22 protein-coding genes are annotated in these 25,574 nt (G+C 51.8%); 1 reads left to right on the top strand and 21 read right to left on the bottom strand.

Features of this window, described 5'->3' with window-relative positions; genetic code table 11:
- Positions 1-55: 55 nt before the first annotated feature.
- The 21 genes from FPL14_RS01945 to dpsA form a co-directional block, all read right to left on the bottom strand.
- Positions 56-958 carry a regulatory protein RecX gene (locus tag FPL14_RS01945; protein WP_182301442.1) on the bottom strand — a complete coding sequence of 301 codons (903 nt, stop codon included), beginning with the start codon at positions 956-958 and terminating at the stop codon, positions 56-58.
- 97 nt (positions 959-1,055) lie between these two features.
- Positions 1,056-2,120 carry a recombinase RecA gene (recA, locus tag FPL14_RS01950; RefSeq protein WP_182301443.1) on the bottom strand — a complete coding sequence of 355 codons (1,065 nt, stop codon included), beginning with the start codon at positions 2,118-2,120 and terminating at the stop codon, positions 1,056-1,058.
- An 873-nt stretch (positions 2,121-2,993) separates the two neighbouring features.
- Positions 2,994-4,247, bottom strand: a complete 1,254-nt coding sequence (locus FPL14_RS01955; protein WP_182301444.1) for a competence/damage-inducible protein A — start codon at positions 4,245-4,247, stop codon at positions 2,994-2,996.
- A gap of 49 nt (positions 4,248-4,296) precedes the next feature.
- Entirely contained in the window at positions 4,297-4,875 is a 579-nt protein-coding gene (gene pgsA / locus FPL14_RS01960; RefSeq protein WP_182301446.1) for a CDP-diacylglycerol--glycerol-3-phosphate 3-phosphatidyltransferase, read from the bottom strand.
- Positions 4,872-6,200: a 30S ribosomal protein S12 methylthiotransferase RimO gene (rimO, locus tag FPL14_RS01965; RefSeq protein WP_182301448.1), complete on the bottom strand. Its 1,329-nt coding sequence runs from the start codon at positions 6,198-6,200 to the stop codon at positions 4,872-4,874. The genes pgsA and rimO overlap by 4 nt, the downstream gene beginning before the upstream one ends.
- Before the next feature lie 83 nt (positions 6,201-6,283).
- Positions 6,284-6,775, bottom strand: coding sequence for a YajQ family cyclic di-GMP-binding protein (locus FPL14_RS01970; protein ID WP_182301449.1), 492 nt, complete (start codon positions 6,773-6,775; stop codon positions 6,284-6,286).
- A gap of 116 nt (positions 6,776-6,891) precedes the next feature.
- The gene (locus tag FPL14_RS01975) at positions 6,892-7,740 is read right to left on the bottom strand and encodes a RodZ domain-containing protein (RefSeq protein ID WP_182301451.1); all 849 of its coding nucleotides are present in this window, start codon (positions 7,738-7,740) and stop codon (positions 6,892-6,894) included.
- A gap of 42 nt (positions 7,741-7,782) precedes the next feature.
- Complete coding sequence (locus FPL14_RS01980) at positions 7,783-8,553, bottom strand: DUF3388 domain-containing protein (RefSeq protein WP_182301453.1); 771 nt, start codon at positions 8,551-8,553, stop codon at positions 7,783-7,785.
- A gap of 288 nt (positions 8,554-8,841) precedes the next feature.
- Positions 8,842-9,576, bottom strand: coding sequence for an elongation factor P 5-aminopentanone reductase (gene ymfI, locus FPL14_RS01985; protein WP_182301455.1), 735 nt, complete (start codon positions 9,574-9,576; stop codon positions 8,842-8,844).
- On the bottom strand, positions 9,573-10,853 hold the full coding sequence (gene yfmH / locus FPL14_RS01990; protein ID WP_182301457.1) for an EF-P 5-aminopentanol modification-associated protein YfmH: 1,281 nt from the start codon (positions 10,851-10,853) through the stop codon (positions 9,573-9,575). The genes ymfI and yfmH overlap by 4 nt, the downstream gene beginning before the upstream one ends.
- A 2-nt stretch (positions 10,854-10,855) precedes the next feature.
- The gene (yfmF, locus tag FPL14_RS01995; RefSeq protein ID WP_182301459.1) at positions 10,856-12,136 is read right to left on the bottom strand and encodes an EF-P 5-aminopentanol modification-associated protein YfmF; all 1,281 of its coding nucleotides are present in this window, start codon (positions 12,134-12,136) and stop codon (positions 10,856-10,858) included.
- A gap of 199 nt (positions 12,137-12,335) precedes the next feature.
- Positions 12,336-13,124, bottom strand: a complete 789-nt coding sequence (gene sleB / locus FPL14_RS02000) for a spore cortex-lytic enzyme (RefSeq protein WP_182301461.1) — start codon at positions 13,122-13,124, stop codon at positions 12,336-12,338.
- Positions 13,125-13,290: 166 nt separating this feature from the next.
- The gene (locus FPL14_RS02005) at positions 13,291-15,960 is read right to left on the bottom strand and encodes an FtsK/SpoIIIE family DNA translocase (RefSeq protein ID WP_456064438.1); all 2,670 of its coding nucleotides are present in this window, start codon (positions 15,958-15,960) and stop codon (positions 13,291-13,293) included.
- Positions 15,961-16,023: 63 nt separating this feature from the next.
- Positions 16,024-16,284, bottom strand: coding sequence for a YlzJ-like family protein (locus FPL14_RS02010; protein ID WP_182301465.1), 261 nt, complete (start codon positions 16,282-16,284; stop codon positions 16,024-16,026).
- Positions 16,281-17,030: a ClpP family protease gene (locus FPL14_RS02015; protein ID WP_182301467.1), complete on the bottom strand. Its 750-nt coding sequence runs from the start codon at positions 17,028-17,030 to the stop codon at positions 16,281-16,283. Before FPL14_RS02015 ends, FPL14_RS02010 begins: the two co-directional genes overlap by 4 nt.
- Before the next feature lie 119 nt (positions 17,031-17,149).
- Entirely contained in the window at positions 17,150-18,829 is a 1,680-nt protein-coding gene (locus FPL14_RS02020) for a ribonuclease J (RefSeq protein WP_182301469.1), read from the bottom strand.
- 327 nt (positions 18,830-19,156) lie between these two features.
- Positions 19,157-20,035: a 4-hydroxy-tetrahydrodipicolinate synthase gene (gene dapA, locus FPL14_RS02025; protein ID WP_182301471.1), complete on the bottom strand. Its 879-nt coding sequence runs from the start codon at positions 20,033-20,035 to the stop codon at positions 19,157-19,159.
- Between the two features lie 14 nt (positions 20,036-20,049).
- Positions 20,050-21,282, bottom strand: a complete 1,233-nt coding sequence (dapG, locus tag FPL14_RS02030) for an aspartate kinase (RefSeq protein ID WP_182301473.1) — start codon at positions 21,280-21,282, stop codon at positions 20,050-20,052.
- A gap of 77 nt (positions 21,283-21,359) precedes the next feature.
- The gene (locus FPL14_RS02035; RefSeq protein ID WP_182301474.1) at positions 21,360-22,400 is read right to left on the bottom strand and encodes an aspartate-semialdehyde dehydrogenase; all 1,041 of its coding nucleotides are present in this window, start codon (positions 22,398-22,400) and stop codon (positions 21,360-21,362) included.
- A gap of 35 nt (positions 22,401-22,435) precedes the next feature.
- Complete coding sequence (locus tag FPL14_RS02040) at positions 22,436-23,032, bottom strand: dipicolinate synthase subunit B (RefSeq protein ID WP_182301475.1); 597 nt, start codon at positions 23,030-23,032, stop codon at positions 22,436-22,438.
- Positions 23,029-23,928, bottom strand: coding sequence for a dipicolinate synthase subunit DpsA (dpsA, locus tag FPL14_RS02045; protein ID WP_182303810.1), 900 nt, complete (start codon positions 23,926-23,928; stop codon positions 23,029-23,031). The genes FPL14_RS02040 and dpsA overlap by 4 nt, the downstream gene beginning before the upstream one ends.
- Before the next feature lie 487 nt (positions 23,929-24,415).
- On the opposite strand from dpsA, the gene FPL14_RS02050 reads away from it, so the two are divergent.
- Positions 24,416-25,348 (top strand): transposase, encoded by a 933-nt coding sequence (locus tag FPL14_RS02050; protein WP_182301476.1) that lies wholly within the window; start codon positions 24,416-24,418, stop codon positions 25,346-25,348.
- Positions 25,349-25,574: the final 226 nt, after the last annotated feature.

The raw sequence follows: 25,574 nt of genomic DNA on the forward strand, positions 1-25,574 counted from the left end.
TTAGATTGTCAAGCGAGGTTGTAACGTTACACTCGCCTACAAGGCATAGGTTCCATTAATCTTCCAGATATTCCACTCCATCGTCGTAATCCTCGGCGTAATCGGACTCCGAAGCCGTTTCCCCGAGCTCCGAAGAAGCTTGCTGTACAGCCGATCTAGCGACCCCGGAAGGGAACCCGCGGCGCAGCAATACGCCCATCAGCTTCAGCTTCCGTTCCCTGTCATTCCCTTTCGTACTTGACCAGCGCTTGCGGGCTAATGCCAGAGCCGCGTCTTGCTCTACCTGCCCGTCCAGCTCTCCGATCGCCTGCTCAATATCCTCACGCCCGACTCCCCGTTGTTGAAGCTCCTGTCTGATCAGCATCCGGCCCTTTCTCTGGCCGACCGCACGCTGCTCCGTAAACCGTTTAGCGTAGGCTGTGTCATCTACCATCCTTCTCGCCTGCAGCCGCTCCAGGCAGGCTGCTACGACTTCTGGGACATACCCTTTGCGCTTAAGCGCCCGCGACAGTTCCGCCGTCGTCCTCGCCTGACGTTCCAACATCACCAGCGCCGCACGGTAGGCATCTTCTTTCTGCTCATCTTGTTTCAACACTTCATAGTCCGCCGCCGTCAACTGCCGCCCCTTCAGTAGTCGCCAGCTAACCAACGTATCCTCATGAACGGTGAGCGTCGTACCCGTCCCGACCTCGGCGCCCATTCTCCGCGCGGATTGCGCACCGGAAATGAGAGCATCTACCTCCTCGTTCCAATCCCCGTCTCTCTGCTCAACGTCCTCCGCTTTTGCCGACTCATCAAGATCGAGCTTTAGCGTGACCCAGTACATATGCGTTTTCTTGGGATGAGACTCTATCGCAACCACTTCCGCGCCCAATACGGGCAGATTCATCGGATTTCCCTGAGTACCCGCAGCTGAATCTTTAGTTCGGCTCTTACCCGGTTTTCTTGGTTTATACATTCCGAACACCTCACTTCTCTACAAAAACACAAAGAGCGGCAATATATGCCGCTTAAGTGTCCTACTATTCATTAACCCCGTTAGTCATTGGGTTGTATTATAGATCTTCGCCGAATTCAGCATCGTCATCATCATCCGAGGATAATGCAGCGGAACTTGCTGCCGCAGCCGTTAACGAAGATGATAGAAGCGTTTCGCGAATCTGCCTCTCAATTTTCTCGGACGCTTCCGGATTGTCCTTTAAATATTGTTTCGCATTCTCGCGGCCTTGTCCAAGTCGTTCGTTATTGTAAGAGAACCAAGCGCCGCTCTTCTGGATAATATCCTGCTCCGCGCCGATGTCGATAATACTGCCGACCTTCGAAATCCCTTCGCCGTACATAATATCGACGTCCGCTTGCTTGAACGGAGGCGCTACCTTGTTCTTCACGACTTTGATTCTCGTGCGGTTGCCGACCACGTCGTTCCCTTGCTTAATAGCCTCAACGCGTCGAACGTCCAACCGAACGCTCGCGTAGAATTTCAACGCCCGTCCACCCGGAGTCGTCTCCGGATTACCGAACATGACGCCGATCTTCTCGCGAAGCTGATTGATGAAGATGGCAAGACACTTCGACTTGCTGACGGCACCGGACAGTTTACGCATCGCTTGCGACATTAAGCGAGCCTGCAATCCGACGAAAGAATCTCCCATATCGCCTTCGATTTCCGCCTTCGGTACAAGAGCCGCAACCGAGTCTACGACGATAATGTCAACCGCGCCGCTCCGTACAAGAGCTTCCGCGATCTCCAGAGCCTGTTCTCCCGTGTCCGGCTGAGAAAGAAGCAGCTCATCGATGTTCACGCCGAGATTTCGCGCATAAACCGGGTCGAGCGCATGCTCGGCATCAATGAATGCTGCCGTTCCGCCAGCGCGCTGTACTTCTGCGATTGCGTGTAAAGAAACCGTCGTTTTACCGGATGATTCCGGTCCGTATACTTCTATAATCCGCCCGCGTGGGTATCCGCCTATTCCAAGAGCGATGTCCAATGCTAACACTCCGCTGGATACTGTCTCAACAGCGAGGTTAGCACTCTCGCCAAGTTTCATTACAGAGCCTTTACCGAATTGTTTCTCAATCTGGCGCAAGGCCATGTCTAATGCGGCGCGACGATCTGACAACTCACCCACATCCTTATCTTTTGATAGATTTATCATAACGCTTTTCCAACTGTTTGCCAAGCATTTTGAGAACATTTGTTCTATTTTATTTCGTAAAAAACCGCAGCAAAGTAATCTTCGCTACGGTTCTTCCGCAACTTTCAAATAAACTTTATCATAACTCCCATGGATTGACAAGCATCGACAGTTTTTTGTCACATTTTGTTCACCCTTGCGATATTCCTACTATTCCGTCTATTCGTCTGCCTCTCAGTCTTACAACTTTAGATTCCTTATGAGCACTATCCCGTTCACTCAGTTGCTATTCTTCCCCTAATCCATCCCTTATCGGCTATTTTTCATAATACCCCCTTAATCTCCTTTAGCCAATATCCCCTTCACTCAGCTCCATAGCATTGATTAATAAGGTTCAAATTGCTAGAACGTTACCCCGGTTACAAATAAAACCGCTATGATCCGCTGCTACCTTAACCTAAATGCAGGGTTTCTGAAAATGCAGAATAGCAACGAATATGCCAGTCGATCACATCCAATTTACGACCTGAACCAATGGGATAACGATAGAAACTCAATAGACCACCGTATTATCTCTTACAAAACTGAGCGAAGGGGATAGCGACATAAGGCACGGTATCACAGCACACGCTTTCCTCTCACTCAACTGAGCAATAGGGATAGTGGAGATAAGGTGAAGATAAGGTGAAGATAAGGTACAGACTCCCCTCCCCTTGCCCTCCTGAACCAATGGGATAACGACAAAAAGGCACGGCCAGCACACTCAACCCTCTCACGCAACTGAGCGAAAGGGATAGCGGCTATAACCGTGCCCATATTAACACTTTTAATACTTGAAGCGAACTAGCCACTCTCGGATCAGCTACGGCCAGTCAACGATAGCCAAAGCATGTAGAGCGCTCTCTTCGCCGCCCGCAATCGAATGCCTTCCCTGTCGCCCGACAACTGAAGCTTCTCCACGCGGGTTTCGCGCCCCCGTTCGGCTAAGCCCACGTAGACAAGCCCAACAGGTTTGTCTTCCGATGCACCTGGCCCGGCATTTCCTGTAATGGACAATGCGAAATCGGAATCGGCCGCAGATCGCATTCCCTCCGCCATAGAGGCGGCCGTCTCCGCGCTGATCGCCCCCGGAGCTTCAGGTCCCTCAAGCAATTCGGCAGGCACGCCTAATTGCCCCGTCTTCATGGCATTGCTGTACGTCACGACGCCTCCGAGGAACACAACCGCGCTGCCTGGAATAGTCGTCACGAGCTGGGATACCATTCCTCCCGTGCAACTCTCCGCCAAGGACAAAGTCCGTTGCTGCTCGGTCAGCGTACGGACGATCGTTGCCTCGATCGGCACGTCTTCCTCGGCATATAGATGCGCTAACGTTCTACCGCGAATGGCCGTTAAAGTCCCTTCCAGTTTCCGCGCCGCTTCTTCGGAATCCGCCGCCTTGGTGGAGACGCGGATCGCGACTTCGCCTTCCTTCGCATAAGGAGCGATCGTCGGATCCTGTTGTTCCCGAATCAGATCGATCAACAAGTCCTCCAGCCCGGATTCTCCGATGCCAGCAAACTTTAACATGACGGAATGTAGCTTCTTCGCCGGTCCGAGCTGCTCTTTCAACCAAGTTGAGCCGTCGTTGTCGAACATCGGTTTCATTTCGCGCGGCGGTCCGGGTAACAGCAAGTAACAGGTACCCTCAACGGCCAACGCATTGCCGACCGCGAGCCCCGTGTCGTTCCGCAGCGGCGTTGCCCCTTCGATAAGCAAAGCCTGCCGACGATTGCTCTCGACGAAAGCGCCGCCCCTGCCGGCAAACATACTCGCGATTTTCGCCATCGTCGGCTCGTGCAATTCAATGCCGCGGCCTAAATATTCGGCCAACGCATCCCGCGTCAGATCATCGAGCGTCGGACCGAGCCCGCCCGTAAATACGAGCAAATCCGCTCTTCCGCGCGCGATATCGATTGCTTGGATCAAACGTTCCTTGTTATCGCCCGCAACAGTCTGATAATAAACGTCAATGCCCAGCTCTGCCAAACCTCGCGACAGATACTGGGCGTTCGTGTTTACGATTTGACCGAGGAGCAGCTCCGTGCCGACAGCTATGATTTCTGCTCTCATGCTAAGTTCCGCCTCGTTATGTTCGTCTTTAGCCGCCATAAGAAGCGGATTAATCCGAAACTGGAATCAAATTTTTGTTTTTGACGAAATAATCTATGCCCGAGTATACGGTAATCAGTACTGCCGCCCAGACGACGATTAGATCTATGCGCAAGTCTATGAAGTTAAAAGGGAAATTGTTGAGCAGCAAAACGATGATCATCGTGATTTGCACCGCCGTCTTCCATTTGCCCCATTTGCTAGCGGCAAGAACCGCTCCTTCCAGCAGAGCAACCTGCCTTAAGCCGGTTACCGCCCATTCGCGGCTGATAATGATAATCGCGACCCAGGCACCCAGTTTCCCCATCTCTACCAAGGCGATCAGCACGGCAGCCATAAGAAGCTTGTCCGCCAGCGGATCAAGAAGCTTGCCGAGATTCGTGACGATTTTCCGTTTGCGCGCGATATAACCGTCCAACCCGTCCGTGCTCGCCGCAATAATAAAAAGAAGCAACGCGCACACTTGATTGTAGGAAATGGAATACTCGCCTATCGTAAGCGAACCAAGGTCTAGTCGGACCAATAAGAAAATCGTCACGATCGGTACTAAAAAGATTCTTGCAAGCGTGATCCGATTGGCGAGGTTCACGCAATTCCCTCCCCTGACAAATCATACTCGTAAGCGTGTGTAATCTTTACCTTGCTTATCTCGCCGATTTGTACTGGACAATTAGTGATGAATACTTCTCCGTCTACTTCAGGAGCGTCATACTGGCTTCTGCCGATAAACACGTCGCTGCGGCCGTCGTAACGCTCTACCAATACTTCGATCGTGCGGCCTACGTATTTAGCGGCATTATCCTTAGCCACTTCGCGCTGAATCTCCATCAGCGTATTGGCGCGGAACTGCTTCACTTCATCCGATAGCTGATCCGGCAAGCGATTGGCAGGAGTATCTTCCTCTTGCGAATAAGCAAATACGCCTAGACGATCGAATTTCATTTCGCGGACGAAATCGCACAGCTTCTCGAAATCTTCCTCCGTCTCGCCCGGGAAACCGACGATCATCGAAGTGCGAAGAGCCACTTCCGGAATACGCGCGCGGATTTTGGCTACCAGCTCGCGAACGTCCCGTTGACGACCCGGACGTCGCATTCTTTTCAGAATGGAATCCTCGCTATGCTGAAGCGGCATATCGATATAATTGCAAATCTTAGGATTCGTAGCGATCGCTTCGATCAATTCGTCCGTAAAGAAGCCCGGATACGCATAGTGCAGGCGAACCCATTCGATTCCCGGCACTTCGCTTACGCGATTCAACAGCTCCGGAAGCTTAAACCCATCGTACAGGTCGGTTCCGTAGTTCGTGGAATCCTGCGCTATCAGGCTAATCTCTTTAACGCCTTGCTCCGATAACAGCTTTACTTCCGCAAGAATAGATTCTATCGAACGGCTGCGGAATTTCCCCCGCATAATCGGAATGCTGCAGAACGTACAAGCATTGTCGCAACCTTCCGCAATTTTAACATATGCCGTATGGCGCGGAGTCGTTAGCAATCTAGGCAAGTTTTCTTCATAGTTAAACACCGGGTTGCCTACGTATACCGGTTTGCGTCCGCGTAACGCCTCGTCGATAATATCGTTGATTCGATGAAAATCGCCAGTACCGACGATTCCGTCGATTTCCGGCATCTCGTCCATCAGTTCTTTTTTATAACGTTGGGTCAGACAGCCCGATACGATTAGCGCCTTCAAACGCGCCGAATCCTTGAGCTCCGCCAAATTCAGAATCGTGTTGACCGATTCTTCCTTGGCCGCGTCGATGAACCCGCACGTATTTACGATAATAACCGTCGCATCCTCCGGCTTCTCGACCAAAGAGAACCCTCTTTGATGAATCAGTCCGGACATAATCTCGGAATCGACTAAATTTTTCTCACAGCCAAGCGTGACGACGCTGACTCTCTCTATCATGGATGACTTCCCCCAAACGTTCGTCCGTTGTTATCCACAACAGTATAAACGAACCCCATATACGTGTCAAAACGGCACTGCCTTTAGCGATAGTTGATAAACTGCAGCTCGAGCGGAAGTCCGGCTCCTTTTAACAGCGCCATGACGGCTTGCAGATCGTCTTTGCTCTTGCCCGTGATCCGCAGCTGATCCCCTTGAATTTGGCTTTTGACCTTAAGCTTCGAATCGCGAATCAGGATGTTCATTTTCTTCGCGTTCTCCTGGTCGACGCCTTGCTTCAACTTGATTTCCTGACGCACAGTTCCGCCGGAAGCCGGCTCGATTTTCCCGTAATCGAGATTCAGGATAGGCACGCCGCGTTTGATCATCTTCGATTGCAGAATGTCCAAGACGCTTTTCAGCTTGAAGTCGCTATCCGAGGCTAGAACGAGCTTCTCGCCTTCCAGTTCTATGTTGCTTTTGCTTCCTTTGAAGTCGAAGCGCGTTTCAATTTCCTTAAGTGCTTGTTGAATCGCGTTGTTCATTTCCTGCATGTCCACTTTCGACACCACGTCAAAAGAATATTCCGATGCCATTACGATCCTCTTCCTTTCATCTATTGCCCATTTATCCCTATATTATAGCACGAGAGTCCCCTAGGATTAAAACAAAAAGCCCTCCATAGGAGGGCCGCAGCGTTACATTCATGTCCTTATTGTGCCGTATCGGTCACGGGAGTAAACATGTATTTGGTCGACCCCGGCTTGTTGCCGTCATCGAAGGTCACGTCATCCACATAAAAGGTAACGTAATCCGTCCGCCCGACATTGACGTATAGAGGCGTTGTGAGGTCGAACGTGAGCTGTTGGGCTTCCCTGACGCTCTTATAGAACAGTTTTTTTCCGGTCCTGCTGTTCTCTCTGACTTCGATCCATGCCTCTCCCGAAATGTCCAATTTCAATTGATGGCCTGCCCCGGGAGTCACCTCGTAATAGTTAATGCTGTTCTTCGTTTCGATCAACGTTAAGGTAACGGCGCTTACTGGCGGAGTCGGCGTTACGGATTCGGACGGAGTAACGCTAGGTGTAATGCTTGCGGAAGGACTCGGCGTCGATGTTTCCGTCGAAATCGGCGGATTGGAGTTGAGTTCCTGCGTATCGGGCTCTTTATTATTCGACCAGTAAACATAAATAACTACGGCGATTAGGATTGGAAAGGCCCACATCAACAAGGATACGGCAACTTTGCCCCATCGGTCGTTATGTTGCACGCTTCTCCTGCCGGGTTTGATCATCGGTTCAGCCTTAACCGTTTCGGTTACGGGAGCCTGCGGCAATTCTTTGTGATACAGACGCAGTACTTCTTCCGCATCCAATCCGACTGTCTCCGCGTACGTCTTTACGAATGCCCGAACGTAGAACGAACCAGGCAGCACTTTATATTCGCCGTTCTCGATCGCTTCCAAGTATCTTTTGCGGATCTTCGTATATTCTTGGATATCATCCAATGTATAGCCCCGTTGCTCGCGCGCTTTGCGAAGCAGGGCGCCTAAATCGGACATGCCTTTCACCTCCCAATGTTCATGGTGTTGGCGGTATGTAGTTTAGAAATCGTCGTTCAAGCCTGCGGTTGTGAAGTTTTCATAAGAAATTTCCTCATCCGGAGTGTTTCGCAATTCCACGATGCAATCGAACACGTCGTAATCGAATTGCGATTCCCTTACGAATATGTCCGGATGCTCGATAACCTTCGTGGAAGGCATCGCCATAATTTCCTGCAGCAAGGCATAATGTTTTTCGTTCGAACGAATCGTACTGACAATACCATCGATAATGAATACGTTATTCGGGTTCATTTCTTCTTCGGACAATTGGCTTCTTACCGTCTGGCGAAGGAGCGTGGAGGACACGAATGCCCAACGCTTATTGGAGCAGACGCTTCCGGCGATGATGGATTCCGTCTTCCCGACGCGCGGCATTCCGCGTAGTCCTATCGTTTGGTTTCCCTCGCGCTTGAACAGCTCGCCCAAAAAATCGACCAGAAGACCTAATTCGTCGCGCGTGAAGCGAAATGTCTTATGGTCGTCGGAATCACGCTCGATATATCGGCCATGCCGAACCGCTAAAATATCCGTCAGACGCGGGGGGCGCAGCGTATTCACCGTAATGTTCTCAACCTTGCGAAGCATTTTGCCGAGTAATTCGATCTTCTCGTCGTCATCGGTTTGGAGCAGCATTCCCCGAGTTCTATCTTCCACTCCGTTGATCGTTAGAATGTTGACTTCCAGCATCCCAAGCAATGAAGCGATATCGCCGAGCAATCCAGGACGATTTTTGTGGATCTTATACTCCATGTACCATTGTTTGGGTTCCATCTTGCACCTCATTCAAATTTCGGAAAATAATGTAAGATATATAATTGCCGTCGAATGGACGTTTTTCCCGTTTTTTTGGGCTTTCTCTTTTATTCTACAACGCTCATCATTATCCTGCAAAACAAAACCGATTATTACTCCAAAAGTCCTATAAATATTTGATTTGATGGACAGAAAGCCTCCGAATGGAGGCTTTCTGTTATTTCACGCGATACTCTCAACGCTAATATGTCCCGAATTAACTGAATATATGCGAATAGAGCGGTAAAATCAATCTTTGTGAAAAAGTTACATATGCCATCCGCCGTTTAGTCCGATCATCTGTCCCGTAACGTAATTCGCATCCTCCGAGACGAGAAATCTAACGAGCTGGGCCACCTCTTCCGCTCCCCCTAGCCTTCCCAACGGGATTTCCCGGCATAACTGCTCGCGGCCCTCGGAATCGAGCGCTGACAGCATGTCCGTATCGATGGCGCCCGGGCACACGGCGTTCACCGTAATGCCCGAGGAAGCCATCTCTTTGGCGGCAGATTTGGTAAACGCGTTAAGGCCCCCCTTGGAAGCTGCATATGCGGCTTCACCCGAAGCGCCGATCTGCCCCCAGATACTGGAGAGATGAACGAAACGCCCCCACCTCTTCCATCGCATCGCCGGACCGAACGACTGGGTCAAATAATAAGCGCCCTTCAGGTTTACGTTCATCAGATCGTCCCAAATCCGATCATCCATATCTTCCACTAAGCCGTAATGGGCCATCCCCGCGCAATGGACGACAATATCCGGAGCCCATTGCAATCGATCCAGCTGGTCCTTCAGATTCAGGGTAGACGCCTTGGATCGTAAATCCGCTTGCAGGATGACGGCCTGCACGCCGCTGCCCTTGCATTCGCCGGCAACTCGCCGCGCCTCTTCCGCCCCCGAATAATACTGGATGGCGACATCGGCGCCATCCGCGGCCAATTGACGGGCTACCGCGGCCCCGATGCCGCGGGAGGCGCCCGTCACTAACGCCGCGCGCTTCACGCCGGTCCGCTCCGCACGACGGAGACGGCACGCAGGTCCGGATTGGCGTGCTCCTTGATCCGTTCATTGACCTCATCCAGCGTCAGACTCTCGTACACCTCGACCAAAGGGAACAAATCCCCGCCTTTATGGCGGTAACGCGTAAACTCGCTCGCAATCGATTCCGGACTGTTCATCATTCTGAGAAAAGCCCCGATTTTTTTGCGACGCGTCCGTTCGAAGATATCGGGCGATATTCCGTTCTTGGCAGCATCGTACAGCGATTGGCTCACCCGTGCGACCAGCTCGTCGGGATCTCTCGTCTCCCCTCCGATGATCGAGAAGGAATATCCCGGCCCGGTATTGTACTCGTGGCCGAAACCGTCGGAGATTAAATTGTCGTCATACAATTGCTGATACAGCGCCGAACTGGAGCCGAGCAGCGCTTCGAGCATGACTTTGCTGGCCAGTTCGCGGCGCACGGCATCCTTGTCGTCCCCGGGCGCTTCCTTGAACCCGAATAAACATTTAGGCAAGGATACGGGGAGGTGCAGCTCTTTTTTCTCTGTTTTAACCTGAACCGGCTCATTTTCAAACAAACGCTTGATTTCTCCGCCCGCAGAGAACGACTTCTGCGCTTGATCCCGCTTGACCCGCTCCATCGTCCGTTCCGGGTCTACCCCTCCGACGATAAACAAAGTCATGTTCGACGGATGATAGAAAGTGTTGTAACAATCGTACAGCATTTCCTTCGTGATGGAACGGACTGAATCGGCCGTGCCGGCAATGTCGATATGCACCGGATGATTCCGGTACATCGCCTCGATCAATCCGAAATAGACGCGCCAATCGGGATTGTCCCGATACATATCGATTTCCTGCACGATAATGCCTTTTTCCTTTTCCACGTTCTCGTCCGTAAAATACGGATTTTGCACGAAATGGAGGAGCGTATCCAAGTTCGCTTCGATCTCGCCGGTCGCCGTGAATAAATATACCGTCCTATCGAAGCTCGTATACGCATTGGCCGATGCGCCTTGAGAAGCGAATTTGGAGAAAATATCCCCCTCCGGCTCCTCGAACATCTTATGCTCTAGAAAATGGGCGATCCCGTCCGGCACGCGGATCGTTTCTCCGTTCGGACGGGTAAAGTGATTGTCGATCGAACCGTAACGGGTCGTGAAGGTCGCATAAGTTTTCGTAAAGCCGGGCTTCGGAAGGATGAATACCTCTAAGCCATTGTCAAGCTTCTCGTGCCACAACGTCTCCTGAAGGTTCGGATATGGTTTAGCCGTCATGCTCAGCCCTCCTCTTTCCGGTCGCGCAAGAAGTAAATGGTATCCAGCGCAACTCCTTGCGCCACCGCCGTTACTTTCTCCGGCGTCACCGCTTGAATCTCGGCGATAAAGCTATCCCCCGTCCGCTCCGCTCCGGACAACACATTGCTGAAGTCGAAAGCGATTCGTTCGAATGCGGAATCCTGAAGCTCTCTCAGTTGGCCAATAATCATCGCCTGCGTGCGGCGGAAATCTTCCATGGCGAAGTCGCCTTTTGTCATCGCTTCGATCTGCTCGCGAATAATGGCCACGGCTCGCTCGTAGTTCGCGATCTCAACGCCCGATTGCAGCGTAAGAATGCCTTTGTGCCCGTCTAGCCTGGAAGAAGCGTAATAAGCCAAGCTCGCCTTCTCGCGAACGTTAACGAATAGCTTCGAGTGCGGGAAACCGCCGAGCAGTCCGTTATAGACGAGAAGCGACGCATAGTCGTCGCTGCCGTAAGTTGTGCCGACTCGTAAACCCATATTGAGTTTTCCTTGACCGACATCCAGCTTCTCTACGATCGTCTGTACTTCGGCACGGGCAGCCCGCAACGTCGGAGCGGAATAAGCCGAAGGCTTGCCGTCCGGCAGTTTAAACGATTTCTCGACGAGCGACCGCACCTCTTCCAAGTTGGTATCGCCGGACACGTATAAGTCGAAAGACGCTTCCCGCAGCCATTGTTGGTACGCTTGATAGAGCGAATCGGCATTCAACTCCGCTAGCCGATCTTTGCGTCCAAGCGCGAGTAGCCGAAACGGCTCATCCTTGCACATCTCTTCGACGCAGCGTTCAGCCGCGTACCTGATCTTGTCGTTGATAATGGCGTCGATTCTTTTGCTTACCGTCGACTTCTCCGCTTCCACGTATTTGCTCCGGAATTTTCCGTCCTCCAGGGCCGGGGCCGTCAATACTTCGCCGAGAAACCGCAACGCCTCTCCCAGCAACGATTCCTTGGCGGAAACGAATCGGTCGTTAATCATATCGAGACGGAACTGAACGATCTGATGATCGCCACGTTTGTACAAATCGAAACCGAATCCCGCGCCGTACAACTCATCCAATCGTTCGCGAAATGATATCGTCTCGGGAAGGGATTGCGTTCCTCTCCTTAAAACGAACGGAGTAAGCGCAACGGACGTAACGCGCTCTTCGGATAACGGAACGCCCGCGAACAAGGACAAGGCGAATGTTTTGAACCGTTTGGTAGGCAGAACGTGCAAGCGAAGCCGTCCCCATATCCCTCTCTGGAACTGTTCCGACATGATCTCAAGCTCCTTTAGGTAAAATCACTGCATAATGCTTCCAACATGGCATTTCAGCCCCATTCTAACCGATTGGACGAGCAGGAAGCAAATGTTGGAAAACAATGCCTCGTCCGAAAACGCGACAACCAACCGCGACGCCATAGGCGCGTTGGTTGGTTGCACTGCGATGAACGCGGGTAGCGATCGCGACGATCGATCAGCGGCAAAAAATATGTTTGCCGATCGTCTTGTATTGCGGACGTGTCCATATCCATTTGGAAGTCGCCGTCTCCGGATTGAAATAATACAGACAGCCGTCGCTCGGATCCCAGCCGCTGATTGCGTCTTTGACGGCTTTGATCGCTTTTTCGTTTGGCGTCAGCCAGATTTGGCCGTCAGCGACGGCCGTGAACGCGCCCGGCTGAAAAATAACGCCCGTCGCCGTATTGGGAAACTGGGACGATTTCACCCGATTGATGATAACGGCGGCTACGGCGACTTGGCCCTCGTACGGCTCCCCGCGAGATTCCCCGTACACGGCGTTGGCCATCATTTTCAAATCCTTTTCCGTGAAGCCAAGGTTGTTGGATGCGGGAAGCTTCGCGTTGCCGCCGGACGGTTGGTTCGGCTGGCTCGGTTGGTTCGCTTTCTCGCCACCCGCCGTCGGCGGCAGCTCGGCCGCGGTCGGCTTCCAATCCTTGGTCGCCTTCCATAGCATCAGCTTTGTTTTGGCGCCGACGATACCGTCCGATTTCATTCCGAACTTCCACTGAAACCAAGTGACGGCGTTTTTCGTGCTCGCGCCGAATTGGCCGTCTACTTTGCCGTTGAAATAGCCAAGCGCCTTCAACCGTCCTTGAAGCTCGTATATGTCCTTTCCGGAGGACCCTTCCTTCAGAATCGCGCTGCTGAACGTTTCGCGGCTTTGGGTGGAGTGCTGTATCGTATAAAGCCCAAGCAAGCCAAATACGACGCATACGGTCAAAATCACTAGACGATAACTCACTTAAGGTCACGCCTTTCCTGTTCCATGTTGGTCTTCGACCGTTAGTATGAGAAAGGGGAAAGGCTCTTATACCCAAATTTGCATGCTTTCTGCTTATGCGCCAAAAAAACCGCAGTCCTCTAACTCTGGACTGCGGGCTTATTCTGCCTTTTATTTATATTGCTTTTTATGATGGAATACGTTGTTGGTATTGTTCCATCGTCATCAACACCTCGCGGGGCTTGCTGCCCTCGTAAGGGCCGACGACGCCCTTCGCCTCCATCGAATCGATCAGCCTCGCCGCGCGCGTGTAGCCTATGCGCATCCGCCGCTGAAGCAAGGAGACGGATGCCTGCTTCGCTTCGAGCACGATCTGCACCGCTTGGTCGAACAACTCGTCCAATATTTCCTCCGATTCTTCGCTGGCCGAATCGTCGATTTCCGGTACGAGCTCCTCGTTGTATTCCGCCTCCGCTTGACCGCGGCAATAGCCGACGACCGATTCCACTTCCCCGTCGGACAAGAACGCCCCTTGCACGCGAATCGGCTTGGATGCCCCCATCGGCAGGAATAGCATGTCGCCTCGGCCAAGCAATTTCTCCGCGCCGACCATGTCGAGGATCGTCCGCGAATCCACTTGCGACGATACGCCGAACGCGATCCGGCTCGGAATGTTGGCTTTGATAACGCCGGTAATGACGTCTACCGACGGCCGTTGGGTCGCGATGATCAGATGGATGCCCGATGCCCGCGCCATCTGCGCCAGTCGGCAAATCGCATCCTCCACGTCGCCTGCCGCGACCATCATCAAGTCGGCGAGCTCGTCGACGATAACGACGATATAAGGCAGAACGGCGTCCGGATTGTCCCCGCTCATCATCAAAGCGTTGTAGCCTTCGATATTCCTCGTTCCCGATTTCGAGAACTTCTCGTATCTCTTTTCCATTTCCACGACGATCTTCTTCAGTGCCAAGGAAGCCCGTCTAGGATCGGTGACGACAGGCGCTAGCAAATGCGGAATCCCATTGTAGACGTTTAGTTCGACCATTTTAGGGTCGATCATGAGAAACTTGACCTCATCCGGCTTCGCTTTGTACAGCAGGCTCGTAATGATCCCGTTGATACAGACCGATTTGCCCGAGCCGGTCGCACCCGCCACGAGCAAATGCGGCATTCTAGCCAGATTTCCGACAATAGGCTGACCGGAAATATCGCGACCGAACGCAATCGTCAGCTTAGCGGAAGATTCCTGGAACGGCTGGGTCTCCAGCACTTCCCTCAACGTTACGACGCTTACTTCATTGTTCGGCACCTCGATGCCGATCGCCGCTTTGCCCGGAATCGGAGCCTCCATCCGTATATCTTTGGCTGCGAGGGCAAGCGCGATGTCGTCCGTCAGGCTGACGATCCTGCTGACTTTAACCCCGACGTCGGGTTGCAGTTCGTACCTCGTCACGGCAGGTCCACGCGCAACGTCCAATACCTTGGCTCTTACGCCGAAGCTTTCAAGAGTCGCTTCCAGCTTACGAGCCGTATTCATGTAATCCGCGGGGTTCCCGGATTTGCTGCCTCCCGGCGGCTTGTCCAGCAGATTCGCGCTAGGTAACCGGTATGGCTTTTGTATTTTGCGAACCGGCTTCGGCGCAGCCGCAACGGGAGTTTCCTCGCTCGGTTTCAAATCAAGCTCGACGTCGATATCTCCGTCCGGAACAGCAGAGTCTACGTCTTCGGGGGCTAAGGCGGCCTCCTCCGATTCCTCTACGGCTAGTGGAATAGCCTGCTGTTCCATTTCGGCTTCCTCGTCCCACTCATAGTCGGGATAACCTTGTGCCGTAAAATCCGTAAACCTTGGAGTGACCGGCTGCTCGAATTGTTCGTCCTCGTCCGCTAACGCCGCTGGCGGCGGCGTCACGGGAACATCTTGATGTCGCTCGATAATTTGCTCGACGGGAGTATCTTGACTAGCGACTCGCTTGCTCGAATATTTGATCGGTTCATCGTCGTCCCAATGCTCATCCTGCGCTATGTTGGGATCCCGTTCCGGCTTGCCGTGGAACAACTGGAAAAATAACGGCGTTTTTCTGGCGCGCGGGATAAGAGCCGGTTCGTCTATTTCGTCATCATCCGGCAACGTTGGGATAGGCGCTTGCGGCGCGGCCGCCGAGCTTCTCCCCCTTCTGCCTGAGCCGTTGACCGGAATCGCTTTCGCCGATAACAGTTTGCGCCCGGAAGCTAGACGCGACGCGAGCAGCGGCATCACTCTGAGCAAGAACAACCGAATCGACCGTCCGATTTCGACATAGGAACGGTTAGTCACAAGCATGACGGCAATGGCGATCTCGATCAGCAGAACGAATTTAGCGCCGTAATATCCGAATAACCAGTATAGGACGGAATATTGCAGAGCGCCGACGATCCCCCCGCCGACATCGGCATTGAAAACCTTAATATTGTCGGCAGGCGGGGCTTGCCAAAGCATCTCTTTCAGTTGCGCCATCGTTTGATTGACGATGCTAGACGGGGTTACCGAATCCATAAGTCCAAGACTATTATCGATAGCAGCCATCGCGCTCCAAAGCGTAACGACCAAGGAGACGAGAACGAACCCCGTACGGCGGGACGTCCAACCTCGAGGCCAGCAACGTTTAACCATCACATATAAACCTACCCAAATGCCGACCAACGCGAGCAAATAATAATGCTTCCCTAGCAGAAAGCCGAACAACTTGGAAAGCGACCTTCCGACTGCCGCTTCTCCGGAGATGGCGATAACGGAAATCGTAATGAGCACGATGCCATAAACTTCGTATTTCAAGCTTGCTCCGAACGAAGCCCGCTTCTTCTTGCGCTTGGCCAAATTTGCCACCTCCCGGTTCAACATTATATCACAGTTGAAGGGAGGTTGGCAGACTATCGGGGACTACATTCCAAAGTCGGGAAGTTCCTGCCCCTGTCGTAGTTCCGGGGTCGGATAATAACAGACCGTTTGGCCGGGGGCATACTCCGTTGACAGATAACAATTCAGCGGCGCGGAGAGAAGCCGCACGATCTTACCCATGCCGGGAGCGATCGGGATCAGCTGCATCATCACGCCTTGGACCGTCACCTCGACGAAAGGACCCGGCTCGTTTTGTATCCCGTCAAGCACGAGCTCCATAGGCATCGCCGTATAGATCGTCACGCCTTGCTCCCCCCTTCCGCGACGTTCGCTTTACGCTCGCCGATTCGACGATTCAATTCCTTCAAAGCATCTCCCAATCCTCCAACGGCATTTATCAGCCCGTGTTTTACGGCATCCCCTCCGATAACCGTCGTACCGATATCTCTCGTCAGCTCTCCGGTTTTAAACATAAGCTGCTTAAATACTTCCTCGGAAATTCGCGAATGCCTGGTGACGAAGCGGGTTACCCTTTCCTGCATTTTCTCCAAGTAATCGAACGTTTGCGGCACCCCGATAACGAGTCCGTTCATCCGTATCGGATGAATGGTCATCGTCGCGGTTTCGGCAATCAAGGAGTAGTTCGCGGACACGGCAATCGGAACTCCGATCGAATGCCCTCCCCCTAACACGATCGTAACCGTAGGCTTCGTTAACGATGCGATCATCTCCGCGATCGCTAGCCCCGCTTCCACGTCTCCTCCGACCGTGTTGAGCACGATCAAGAGTCCTTCAATCTTGGCATTCTGCTCGGCGGCGACTAACTGAGGAATGACATGCTCGTATTTCGTCGTTTTATTTTGCGGCGGAAGCATGAGATGCCCTTCGATCTGTCCGATGATCGTCAGACAGAAAATATTGCTCTCTCCGGATGGAATCGAAGTTTGGCCTAATTGCACGATCGAATCCGCAGCGGTGGCTGATTTACGTCCTTCTTCGGAAGGGGTCGGCTGTTCCGCCGTTTCCCCCGATTTCGTTTTGTCGGTCATGATGAGTCCTCCTAGTCGATTGGCAGCATGACATAGTATGGGCGATTTGGATAAAAAAAACCGTCTTCCAGCCGCATATGCGACGGAAAACGGTTTTCAATGAGTGTGGGTTAGTCTTTCTACACTTCCATGATGATCGGCAAGATCATCGGTCTTCTTCTTGTTTGTTCGTATAAGAAACGTCCGAGCGCGTCTTTGACGTTCGTCTTGAGCGACGCCCATTCGTTTACGTTCTCGTTCATCAGCTTGTGCAACGTGCTAGTCACGATGCGGTTAGCTTCTTCCAACAGACCTTCGGATTCACGAACGTACACGAAACCGCGAGAGATGATGTCGGGACCCGACATGATCGTTCCGTCTTGTTTGCTAAGCGTAACGACGACAACTAAAATTCCGTCTTGAGATAGAAGCTTACGGTCGCGAAGTACGATGTTTCCTACATCGCCGACTCCAAGACCGTCGATAAGTACGTTACCGGAAGGAATTTTGCCTGCTTTGCGTGCTGCGCCATTCTGAATTTCGACAGTGTCCCCGATATCGAGCAGGAAAATGTTTTCCTTCGGAATTCCTACGGATTCGCCGAGCAATCCGTGATGACGAAGCATCCGGTATTCGCCGTGAATCGGAATGAAGTATTCCGGACGCATAAGGTTAAGCATAAGCTTAAGTTCCTCTTGGCTGCCGTGACCGGATACGTGTACTCCAGACACCGAGCCAGGACCATAGATAACGCTTGCACCCAAACGCATCAACTCATCGACGGTACGTCCGACATACCGCTCATTCCCCGGAATCGGAGTTGCCGCGATAATAACCGTATCCCCCGGTAAAATGTCGACTTTCCGGTGCGTGGAACGTGCCATCCGCGTAAGTGCCGACATCGGCTCGCCTTGGCTTCCGGTCGATAGGATAACGACGCGGTCCGCGGGAAGCTTGTTCACCTCTTCCGGCTCGATCAACATTCCTTCCGGAATGTTCAAGTATCCGAGCTCGGACGCAATGTTCACTACGTTGACCATGCTACGGCCGATTACCGTCATTTTGCGGCGCGTTTCCGCTGCTGCGTTAATGACTTGTTGAATCCGATGAACGTTGGAAGCAAACGTCGCAACGACTACGCGTTGTTTCGCGCTCCGGAATAACGATTCGAACTCTCTGCCAATATTGCTCTCCGATGGCGTGTAACCCGCGCGTTCCGCGTTGGTGCTGTCGGATAGAAGAGCAAGTACGCCGCGGCTTCCGATTTCCGCCATCCGTTGAAGGTCGGCGAACTGGTCGTTTACCGGCGTATGGTCGAACTTGAAGTCGCCCGTATGCACGACATTTCCTTCCGGTGTTTCCAGGCAAACGCCGACGGAATCCGGAATGCTGTGATTCGTACGGAAGAAGCTTGCTTTGATCGTTCCGAAAGTCAACTCCGAATCTTCGGTGATAAGAATTCTCTTCGTATCGCCGAGCAATCCAGCCTCTTTAAGCTTGTTCTCTACCAAGCCTAGCGTTAGCTTCGTTCCGTAGATCGGAATGTTCAGTTGCTTCAGGACGTACGGTAATCCTCCGATGTGGTCCTCGTGTCCGTGCGTAAGCAGAATAGCTTTCACTTTGTCGCGATTTTCCAACAAATAGGCAATATCCGGGATAACGACGTCGATTCCGAGCATCTCTTCTTCCGGGAATTTCAATCCAGCGTCTACGACTACGATGTCGTTTCCATACTGGACGCAGTACATGTTTTTGCCGATTTCGCCAACGCCACCGAGCGCGAAAATCAGTAATTTATCTTGGCTGTTTTTCTTTGACACTCCTAGTACCTCCTAGATCCATTCGACGCACCCGATCGATATGAAATTTTCAATTTGCTAAAAATATTAGCCGCACCCAATCACTCTCAATCATTATACATGAAGCAATTCAGGAAATACAAGATCGACGATATTATCTTTCCCTGTCAAGTTATACGAATTCCCTGTCGTCAAGATAGGAGCAAACCTATGTATCGAACGATCAGATGAGCGTAAGTACGATGCGCTTCGCCGTGTACTTACGTTCATCTGATCGCGCAAAAAACCGATGCCCGGAGGACATCGGTTTTCGCAAAGCGCAGCTTCTAACGACCGACAAACTCCTATTTATACATTGATCAGTTTTTGCAAATAGCTTGCTTCCGCCTCGTTCACGTCTACCAATGGAAGGCGTACTCCGCCTACAGGCAAGCCGCGCAAAGTAAGCGCGTACTTCACCGCAACCGGATTCGGAACGGGGTGCGGACAATTAAACAGTCCATTGAAGAACGGGTAGCACTCTTCGTTGATCGTTTTCGCGTCGTGAACGCGGCCTTCGAGATAAGCCTCGATCAGTTGTTTCATTTTCGCGCCGACGACATGGCTCGCGACGCTAATGATTCCGTATCCGCCAACGGACAATGTCGGAAGAGTAACCGCATCATCCCCGCTATATAAAATAAAGCCTTCCGGAGCACCGCTGATGATTTCCGTCATTTGACCAAGCGAAGCGCATTCTTTGGTCGCAACGATGTTAGGAATTTGCGCCAGGCGCAGCGTTGTTTCCGAAGACATGCTGACTACCGTACGGGATGGAACGTTGTACAAAATGACCGGCAGCGAAGTCGCTTCAGCGATGGTGCGGAAATGTTGGTAGATGCCTTCTTGAGTTGGTCTATTGTAATACGGCGTTACGAGCAGGACGCCGTCGACGCCGGCTTCTTCGGCTTTTTTAGTCAATTGGACGGAATGGGCGGTTTCATTGCTGCCGGTTCCGGCAATGATTTTGCAACGTCCCGCAGCGTGTTTGACCGCGAAACGGAACAATTCTACCTTTTCATCGTCCGTTAATGTCGGAGATTCGCCTGTCGTCCCTGAGATAACCAAGCTGTCGGATTTTTGTACGTCGATCAAATAATCGATCAATCGACCCGTCGTCTCCCAGTTAATGTTCAGTTGTTCATCAAAAGGGGTTACCATTGCTGTAATTAAACGACCGAAACTCATTCCTTCGTCCTCCTCTAAATTCCCGTTGCCGGAGCAAGATGCAGCCCGAAAGCCGTATGCAAGGCCTGCAGAGCTTTCGCCAAATCTTCCTCGGATATAAGCACCCATATCGTGGTATTCGAATCCGCGGATTGCAGGATCGGAATTCCCGAGTTCGTCAAGGCTTCAACGATGATCGCCATAACTCCCGGTTCTCCGTTCATTCCGCCTCCGATTACGGACACTTTAGCGCACCCTCTGCGGATGTGGGGCTCGAACCCTAATTCTTGAAGCAATCGAATCGCGTTCTGCGTATCGTTATCGGATACCGTATAATGCACGCCAGTCGGCATTACGTTTATAAAATCGACGCTAATCCCGTGGGAAGCCATAGCGCGAAATACTCTCAGCTGAACGTCGGCGGGGCCGCTGCGATTCATGACGCCTAACTGAGTGACTTGGCTGACATGCGCAAGACCCGTTACGGTTCTATCATACCATATTCCTTGGCTGCGCAATGCTCGCGCGTGCGTGACCAACGTTCCTTCTTCATCGGAGAAAGTGGAGCGGACCCGAACCGGGATGCCCGCTTTCATCGCGATTTCAACGGCACGGGGATGGATAACCTTTGCCCCGTTCTGCGCCATGTTGCATATCTCTTCGTAACTGACGGCAGACAAGGCGCGAGCATTGCTCACCCACCGCGGATCGGCGGTTAATATCCCGTCGACGTCGGTATAAATATCCACGATGTCCGCGTTCAAAGCCGCACCGAGAGCCGTTGCCGACGTATCGCTGCCTCCGCGGCCTAAAGTAGTCATCTCGCCATCCGAAGTCATTCCTTGAAACCCGGTGATCACGACGACTTGGCCGTCCGACAAATGCTTTTGAATCCGGTCCGTCTTGATTTCTTTAATACGCGCAGCGCCGAACCGGTCGTCCGTTACGATGCCAGCCTGTCCTCCTGTTAAGGCGACGGAAGGTATCCCTTCTGCGTTAAGAATACTGCATAATACGGACGCGGATATGAGCTCCCCGCAGCTGAGCAACAGATCACGTTCCCTAGCCGGAAGAGCGTTCCCGTTATGGCGAACAAGGTTGAGCAACGAATCCGTTGCGTACGGTTCGCCGCTTCTTCCCATTGCCGAAACGACAACGACAAGGCCGATTCCCGCTCCATGCTCTCGAACAATATGACGGAGGACGTGGCGCCGACTTTGGTCGTCGGACAGCGACGTCCCACCGAATTTCTGTACGATCAGGTCCATCTTGTTTTCCTCCGCTCTTATCAGGATGGAGTAGTGAGGAAAGAAAAGATAGGAATTCTGCCGCATGTAATATTAAGTTATGCTTGCTGGGGAATCGCGATGTACTCGGCGATTTGTACCGCATTCCATGCCGCGCCCTTAAGCAGATTGTCGGAGACGATCCATAGGTTCAACCCGCGAGGGTTCGATAGATCTCGTCGTACCCGGCCTACGAACACCTCGTTTTTGCCGGCGGCATCCGTTGCGAGCGGATAACGTTGCCCGGATGGATCATCCACAAGCACGACTCCCGGAGCATCGGCAAGCAATGCTTTGATTTCTTCAATGTCGAAGTCGTTCTTGAGTTCTACATACACGGATTCGGAATGACCGTATACGACCGGTACCCGAACGCATGTAGCGGTAACTTCGAGCGAATCGTCGTCCAAGATTTTTTGCGTTTCGCGAATCATCTTCATCTCTTCGAGAGTAAACCCGTTCTCTTGGAATTTATCGATTTGAGGGATGACGTTGAATGCGATTTGGTGTTTCACCGGCAACGAAGATACCGGAAGGATAGCAGGATTGGAATCGTTGCCGGACAACACCTCTGAAGATTGTCTTAGCATCTCCTTAACCGCGGATGCGCCTGCGCCGGAAACGGCTTGATATGTTGAAACGATGATGCGGGAAATGCCAAAACGATCATAGATCGGTTTAAGTGCCGCAACCATTTGGATCGTAGAACAATTGGGATTAGCGATAATGCCTCTGTGATCGCTGATTTTGTCGATGTTGACTTCCGGAACGACTAGCGGCGTCTCCGGGTCCATGCGGTAAGCGTTCGTATTATCGATACAAACGGCGCCGTGCTCCACGGCGTGCGGAATCAAAGCTTTACTAACCTCTCCGCCTGCGCTGAACAAAGCGATATCTACGCCGCGAAAGCTGTCTGGCGCAGCTTCTTCGACCGTTACCGGTTTGCCTTTGAAAATGATCGTCGATCCTGCTGAGCGGGCAGACGAAAGCAGCTTCAAGCTTGCGATCGGGAAGTCGCGTTCTTCTAGTAATCTGCGGATCTGTTCCCCAACGGCGCCGGTCGCTCCCACGACGGCGACATTAAACAACTGTGTCGACATCTGCTGATACTCCCCTCGGTTGTGGCAAGTCTATCTCAAGCGTGCAAGAAACGCTCTACGAGCAAAGGTTGAAGTTGTTTCCCTTGAAGCGCGGCTTCGCAGGTTTCCATTACGAGATCCATTCTTGCGACAAGCGAATTCGGCTTGGCAATCGGATTGTCCTGTCCGAACGGCACGAAGTAAATATTCTTCATAATGAGCAGCTTGGCAATGTTAGCCGCATTCAGTCCTAATCCATCGTTAGTGGAGATGGCAAGAACCAACGGTCGTTGATTTCTCATTTGCGCCTTGGCCGCCATCAATACAGGCCCATCCGTCATGGCGTTCGCCAATTTACTCGTGGTATTGCCGGTACAAGGGGCTATCGTCAAAACATCCAACAGCTTGGAAGGACCAAGCGGCTCTGCGTCTACTATAGATGATATGATTTCATTGCCGGTTATTGAACGCAAGCTCTCTTGCCAGTGGTTCGAAGTTCCGAATCGGGTATCCGTGGTCATTATGGTCGCCGAGACGATAGGAACCACATTCGCACCCGCGTCCACAAATCGTTGAATTTGCGGCAAAATCTCTTCCAAAGTGCAATGAGAACCGGATAATGCGTAGCCTACGGTGATTCCCTGCCAGTTCATGGTCTATTCCCCCGTAATCGGTTGTCTTCCAGAATAATCTGGGTAAGACTGTTCGCGATGATTCGACCGGCTGTCTTCGGAGCTACGATCCCGGGCAATCCGGGAGCAAGCAGCGCCTTGATTCCTCTCTTCTCGGCGAACCGGAAATCCGTCCCGCCAGGCTTGGAGGCCAGGTCGATAATACATGCGCGCAGGGGAAGTTGAGCGATCACTTGTGCTGTGATTATCATAGTCGGAATTGTATTAAAAATCAAGTCGATATTCCCCGCCTGACGCGCTAATTCAGGCATATAGAAAGGCTCGAAGCCCATCTCGAACGCACGTGCGAAAGCCTCGTCCCGGCGTACTCCGACTTTAACGCGAGCGCCTACCGCTTGCAAGGTTCTTGCCATCGTAAACCCCGTTCTTCCGAGACCGAGAACGATGCAATTCGAGCCGTGAATCGTGATATCGGTATTCTGAATCGCCATCATCAAGGCGCCTTCAGCCGTCGGTATCGAGTTATAGATCGCCACGTCATCTCTTTCGAACAGCTCGATAAGCTCCACGTGATACTTTTCGCATAGCTTTCTAAGGTACGGCTTCGCCATGCCCGTAATGACTTTGCTCGTCTTGGGCATCTCCGCGAGATGGGCATCCGTCAGCTTCAATTCCTGATCGGTGAACAGCGTGGAAATAATCCCCTCGTCATCCGTTCCGACCGCGGGCAAAACCAACGCATCCACCTGCTTTAATATGTCAGCAGACCATTCCGCCTTAACGACGCCGCTAAAGGGCGTATCCAAACGATCGAAGCCAACGATCGTAACCGTGGCATCGAGCTCCGTTAACCGCCGAATCACTTCCAACTGCCGGGCATCTCCACCCGCGAGAACGATTTGTACTCCCGTAAGTATCGCAGCCCCCTCCTCTCGGCATTCTTGCATAGCACATCGTATGCATACGCCCAGTCCGGGGTGCCAATCACCATTATCCCTATCGCTCAGTTACACCGTGCCGTTCGCATCACTCTCCTCCATCTGATCTGCCTTATATCCACTATCCCTTTCGCTCAGCCATCCATCCGCTTAAGCCATTTAAACTACATCAGCCACTTCACTCCTTCTTTGCCATCATATAACTCCTATGTTCACTATCCCTTTCGCTCAGCCATCCAGCCCTCTCGCTATCCCATGTTCCGTATTTTATACTATCCCCCCCACTCGACCGACTCTGCCTCCTCATTTCTTCTCCATTATCCCATTCGCTCAGTCCTTCGCATTTCTTCTATTACCTTTCTTCTGCAGACCTATTCCATTTACAAAATAAAGATATTTTTCTTTAAATAGAACATATGTTTGGTATAATAAACACAAGAACATTTGTTCCCGTTGGAGGGGTTTTATGGAACGATCTGAAATAATAGCCTCATGCCTTTCAAATGCAAATGAGTCGTACTGGATTCAACAGTTGGTCGTGATTCGATGGCCATCCGGTTTCCTCTGCCCTTCCTGCGGAAGCCCAGACGCTTTCGCGATTTCGACTCGCAGGTTGCCTCTTTATGAATGCAATTCGTGCGGCAGACAAACCTCGCTCACTTCCGGTACAATTATGGAAAGAAGCCGGACCCCTGTCAGGTTGTGGATGCTCGCTATATACCTTCATTCATTTCCCGAAGGAATTTGCGCTCTTCATTTGGCGAACCTTATCGGAACCACTTACAAAACAGCCTGGCTCATTTGTCACAAAATCCGTCACGCTATGGCTCACGCAGAACAAAATGAACTGCTAAAAGGAATCGTACGCATTAACTTTGCTCAATATGGCCGCCCTTATAATCCAACGATATATAGACATCCTCAAGAACAGCCTCTGCTTATCGGAGCCTCCATGGACGGTCAAGGTGAATTTACCCATATTAAGATCAAACAAGCCATCGAGGAATGTTCATTCCCCCAATTCACTTGTCCTTTAAATAAACATCCTTTTATCCGCAAACATGTCGATCCTCGAGCAATAGAAGTGATTGCCGTAACCAAAAAATACAGCAAAGATAGAAACATACAGCTTATCGGAATGAGTCAAACCGCTTCTAGATGGATCAATTCTGTTTTCAAGGGGATTGGCGCAAAACATCTGCAAGTTTACTTGGACCAATATTGCTACGGCTACAACATCACTCGCAAAATAACGGCTCAGACAAGTGACGCCTTCTCCCACCTCATTAGATTGTGCACTACAACATCAGCGATGACATACCCTCAGCTAATCAGCAAGCCTAACCTTCAACCCCAATTACGAATGCAATACGCTCATTATTTAAGAAACGCAAGTTAGCCAAAATCATTTCGAGTCGTTACTTCTTTACCTCCCCACTTAGCTTTGGATGGTGTCTATTTGACTTGCACGAGAGGAATTAGTGAATATTGTCGCTTACAACAGAAGCAATGGAAAAGTTGATACGAAGAAATTAGAGGACGAGGATACCAGAGTACGCTGATACCAGAGTACGCTGATACGCGGAAACCAGAGTATGTTGATCCGAGACTGAGCAAGAGGGATA

The sequence above is a fragment of the Cohnella cholangitidis genome (genome assembly GCF_014107495.1).
GTDB classification, from domain to species: Bacteria; Bacillota; Bacilli; order Paenibacillales; family Paenibacillaceae; genus Cohnella; species Cohnella cholangitidis.

Bases quoted from the DNA above. Each gene is read 5' to 3' on its own strand.
- FPL14_RS01945 (WP_182301442.1), bottom strand. From the start codon at position 958: ATGTATAAACCAAGAAAACCGGGTAAGAGCCGAACTAAAGATTCAGCT.
- FPL14_RS01955 (WP_182301444.1), bottom strand. From the start codon at position 4,247: ATGAGAGCAGAAATCATAGCTGTCGGCACGGAGCTGCTCCTCGGTCAA.
- rimO (WP_182301448.1), bottom strand. From the start codon at position 6,200: ATGATAGAGAGAGTCAGCGTCGTCACGCTTGGCTGTGAGAAAAATTTA.
- FPL14_RS01970 (WP_182301449.1), bottom strand. From the start codon at position 6,775: ATGGCATCGGAATATTCTTTTGACGTGGTGTCGAAAGTGGACATGCAG.
- FPL14_RS01975 (WP_182301451.1), bottom strand. From the start codon at position 7,740: ATGTCCGATTTAGGCGCCCTGCTTCGCAAAGCGCGCGAGCAACGGGGC.
- FPL14_RS01980 (WP_182301453.1), bottom strand. From the start codon at position 8,553: ATGGAACCCAAACAATGGTACATGGAGTATAAGATCCACAAAAATCGT.
- yfmH (WP_182301457.1), bottom strand. From the start codon at position 10,853: ATGACGGCTAAACCATATCCGAACCTTCAGGAGACGTTGTGGCACGAG.
- yfmF (WP_182301459.1), bottom strand. From the start codon at position 12,136: ATGTCGGAACAGTTCCAGAGAGGGATATGGGGACGGCTTCGCTTGCAC.
- FPL14_RS02015 (WP_182301467.1), bottom strand. From the start codon at position 17,030: ATGACCGACAAAACGAAATCGGGGGAAACGGCGGAACAGCCGACCCCT.
- dapA (WP_182301471.1), bottom strand. From the start codon at position 20,035: ATGAGTTTCGGTCGTTTAATTACAGCAATGGTAACCCCTTTTGATGAA.
- dapG (WP_182301473.1), bottom strand. From the start codon at position 21,282: ATGGACCTGATCGTACAGAAATTCGGTGGGACGTCGCTGTCCGACGAC.
- FPL14_RS02035 (WP_182301474.1), bottom strand. From the start codon at position 22,400: ATGTCGACACAGTTGTTTAATGTCGCCGTCGTGGGAGCGACCGGCGCC.
- FPL14_RS02040 (WP_182301475.1), bottom strand. From the start codon at position 23,032: ATGAACTGGCAGGGAATCACCGTAGGCTACGCATTATCCGGTTCTCAT.
- FPL14_RS02050 (WP_182301476.1), top strand. From the start codon at position 24,416: ATGGAACGATCTGAAATAATAGCCTCATGCCTTTCAAATGCAAATGAG.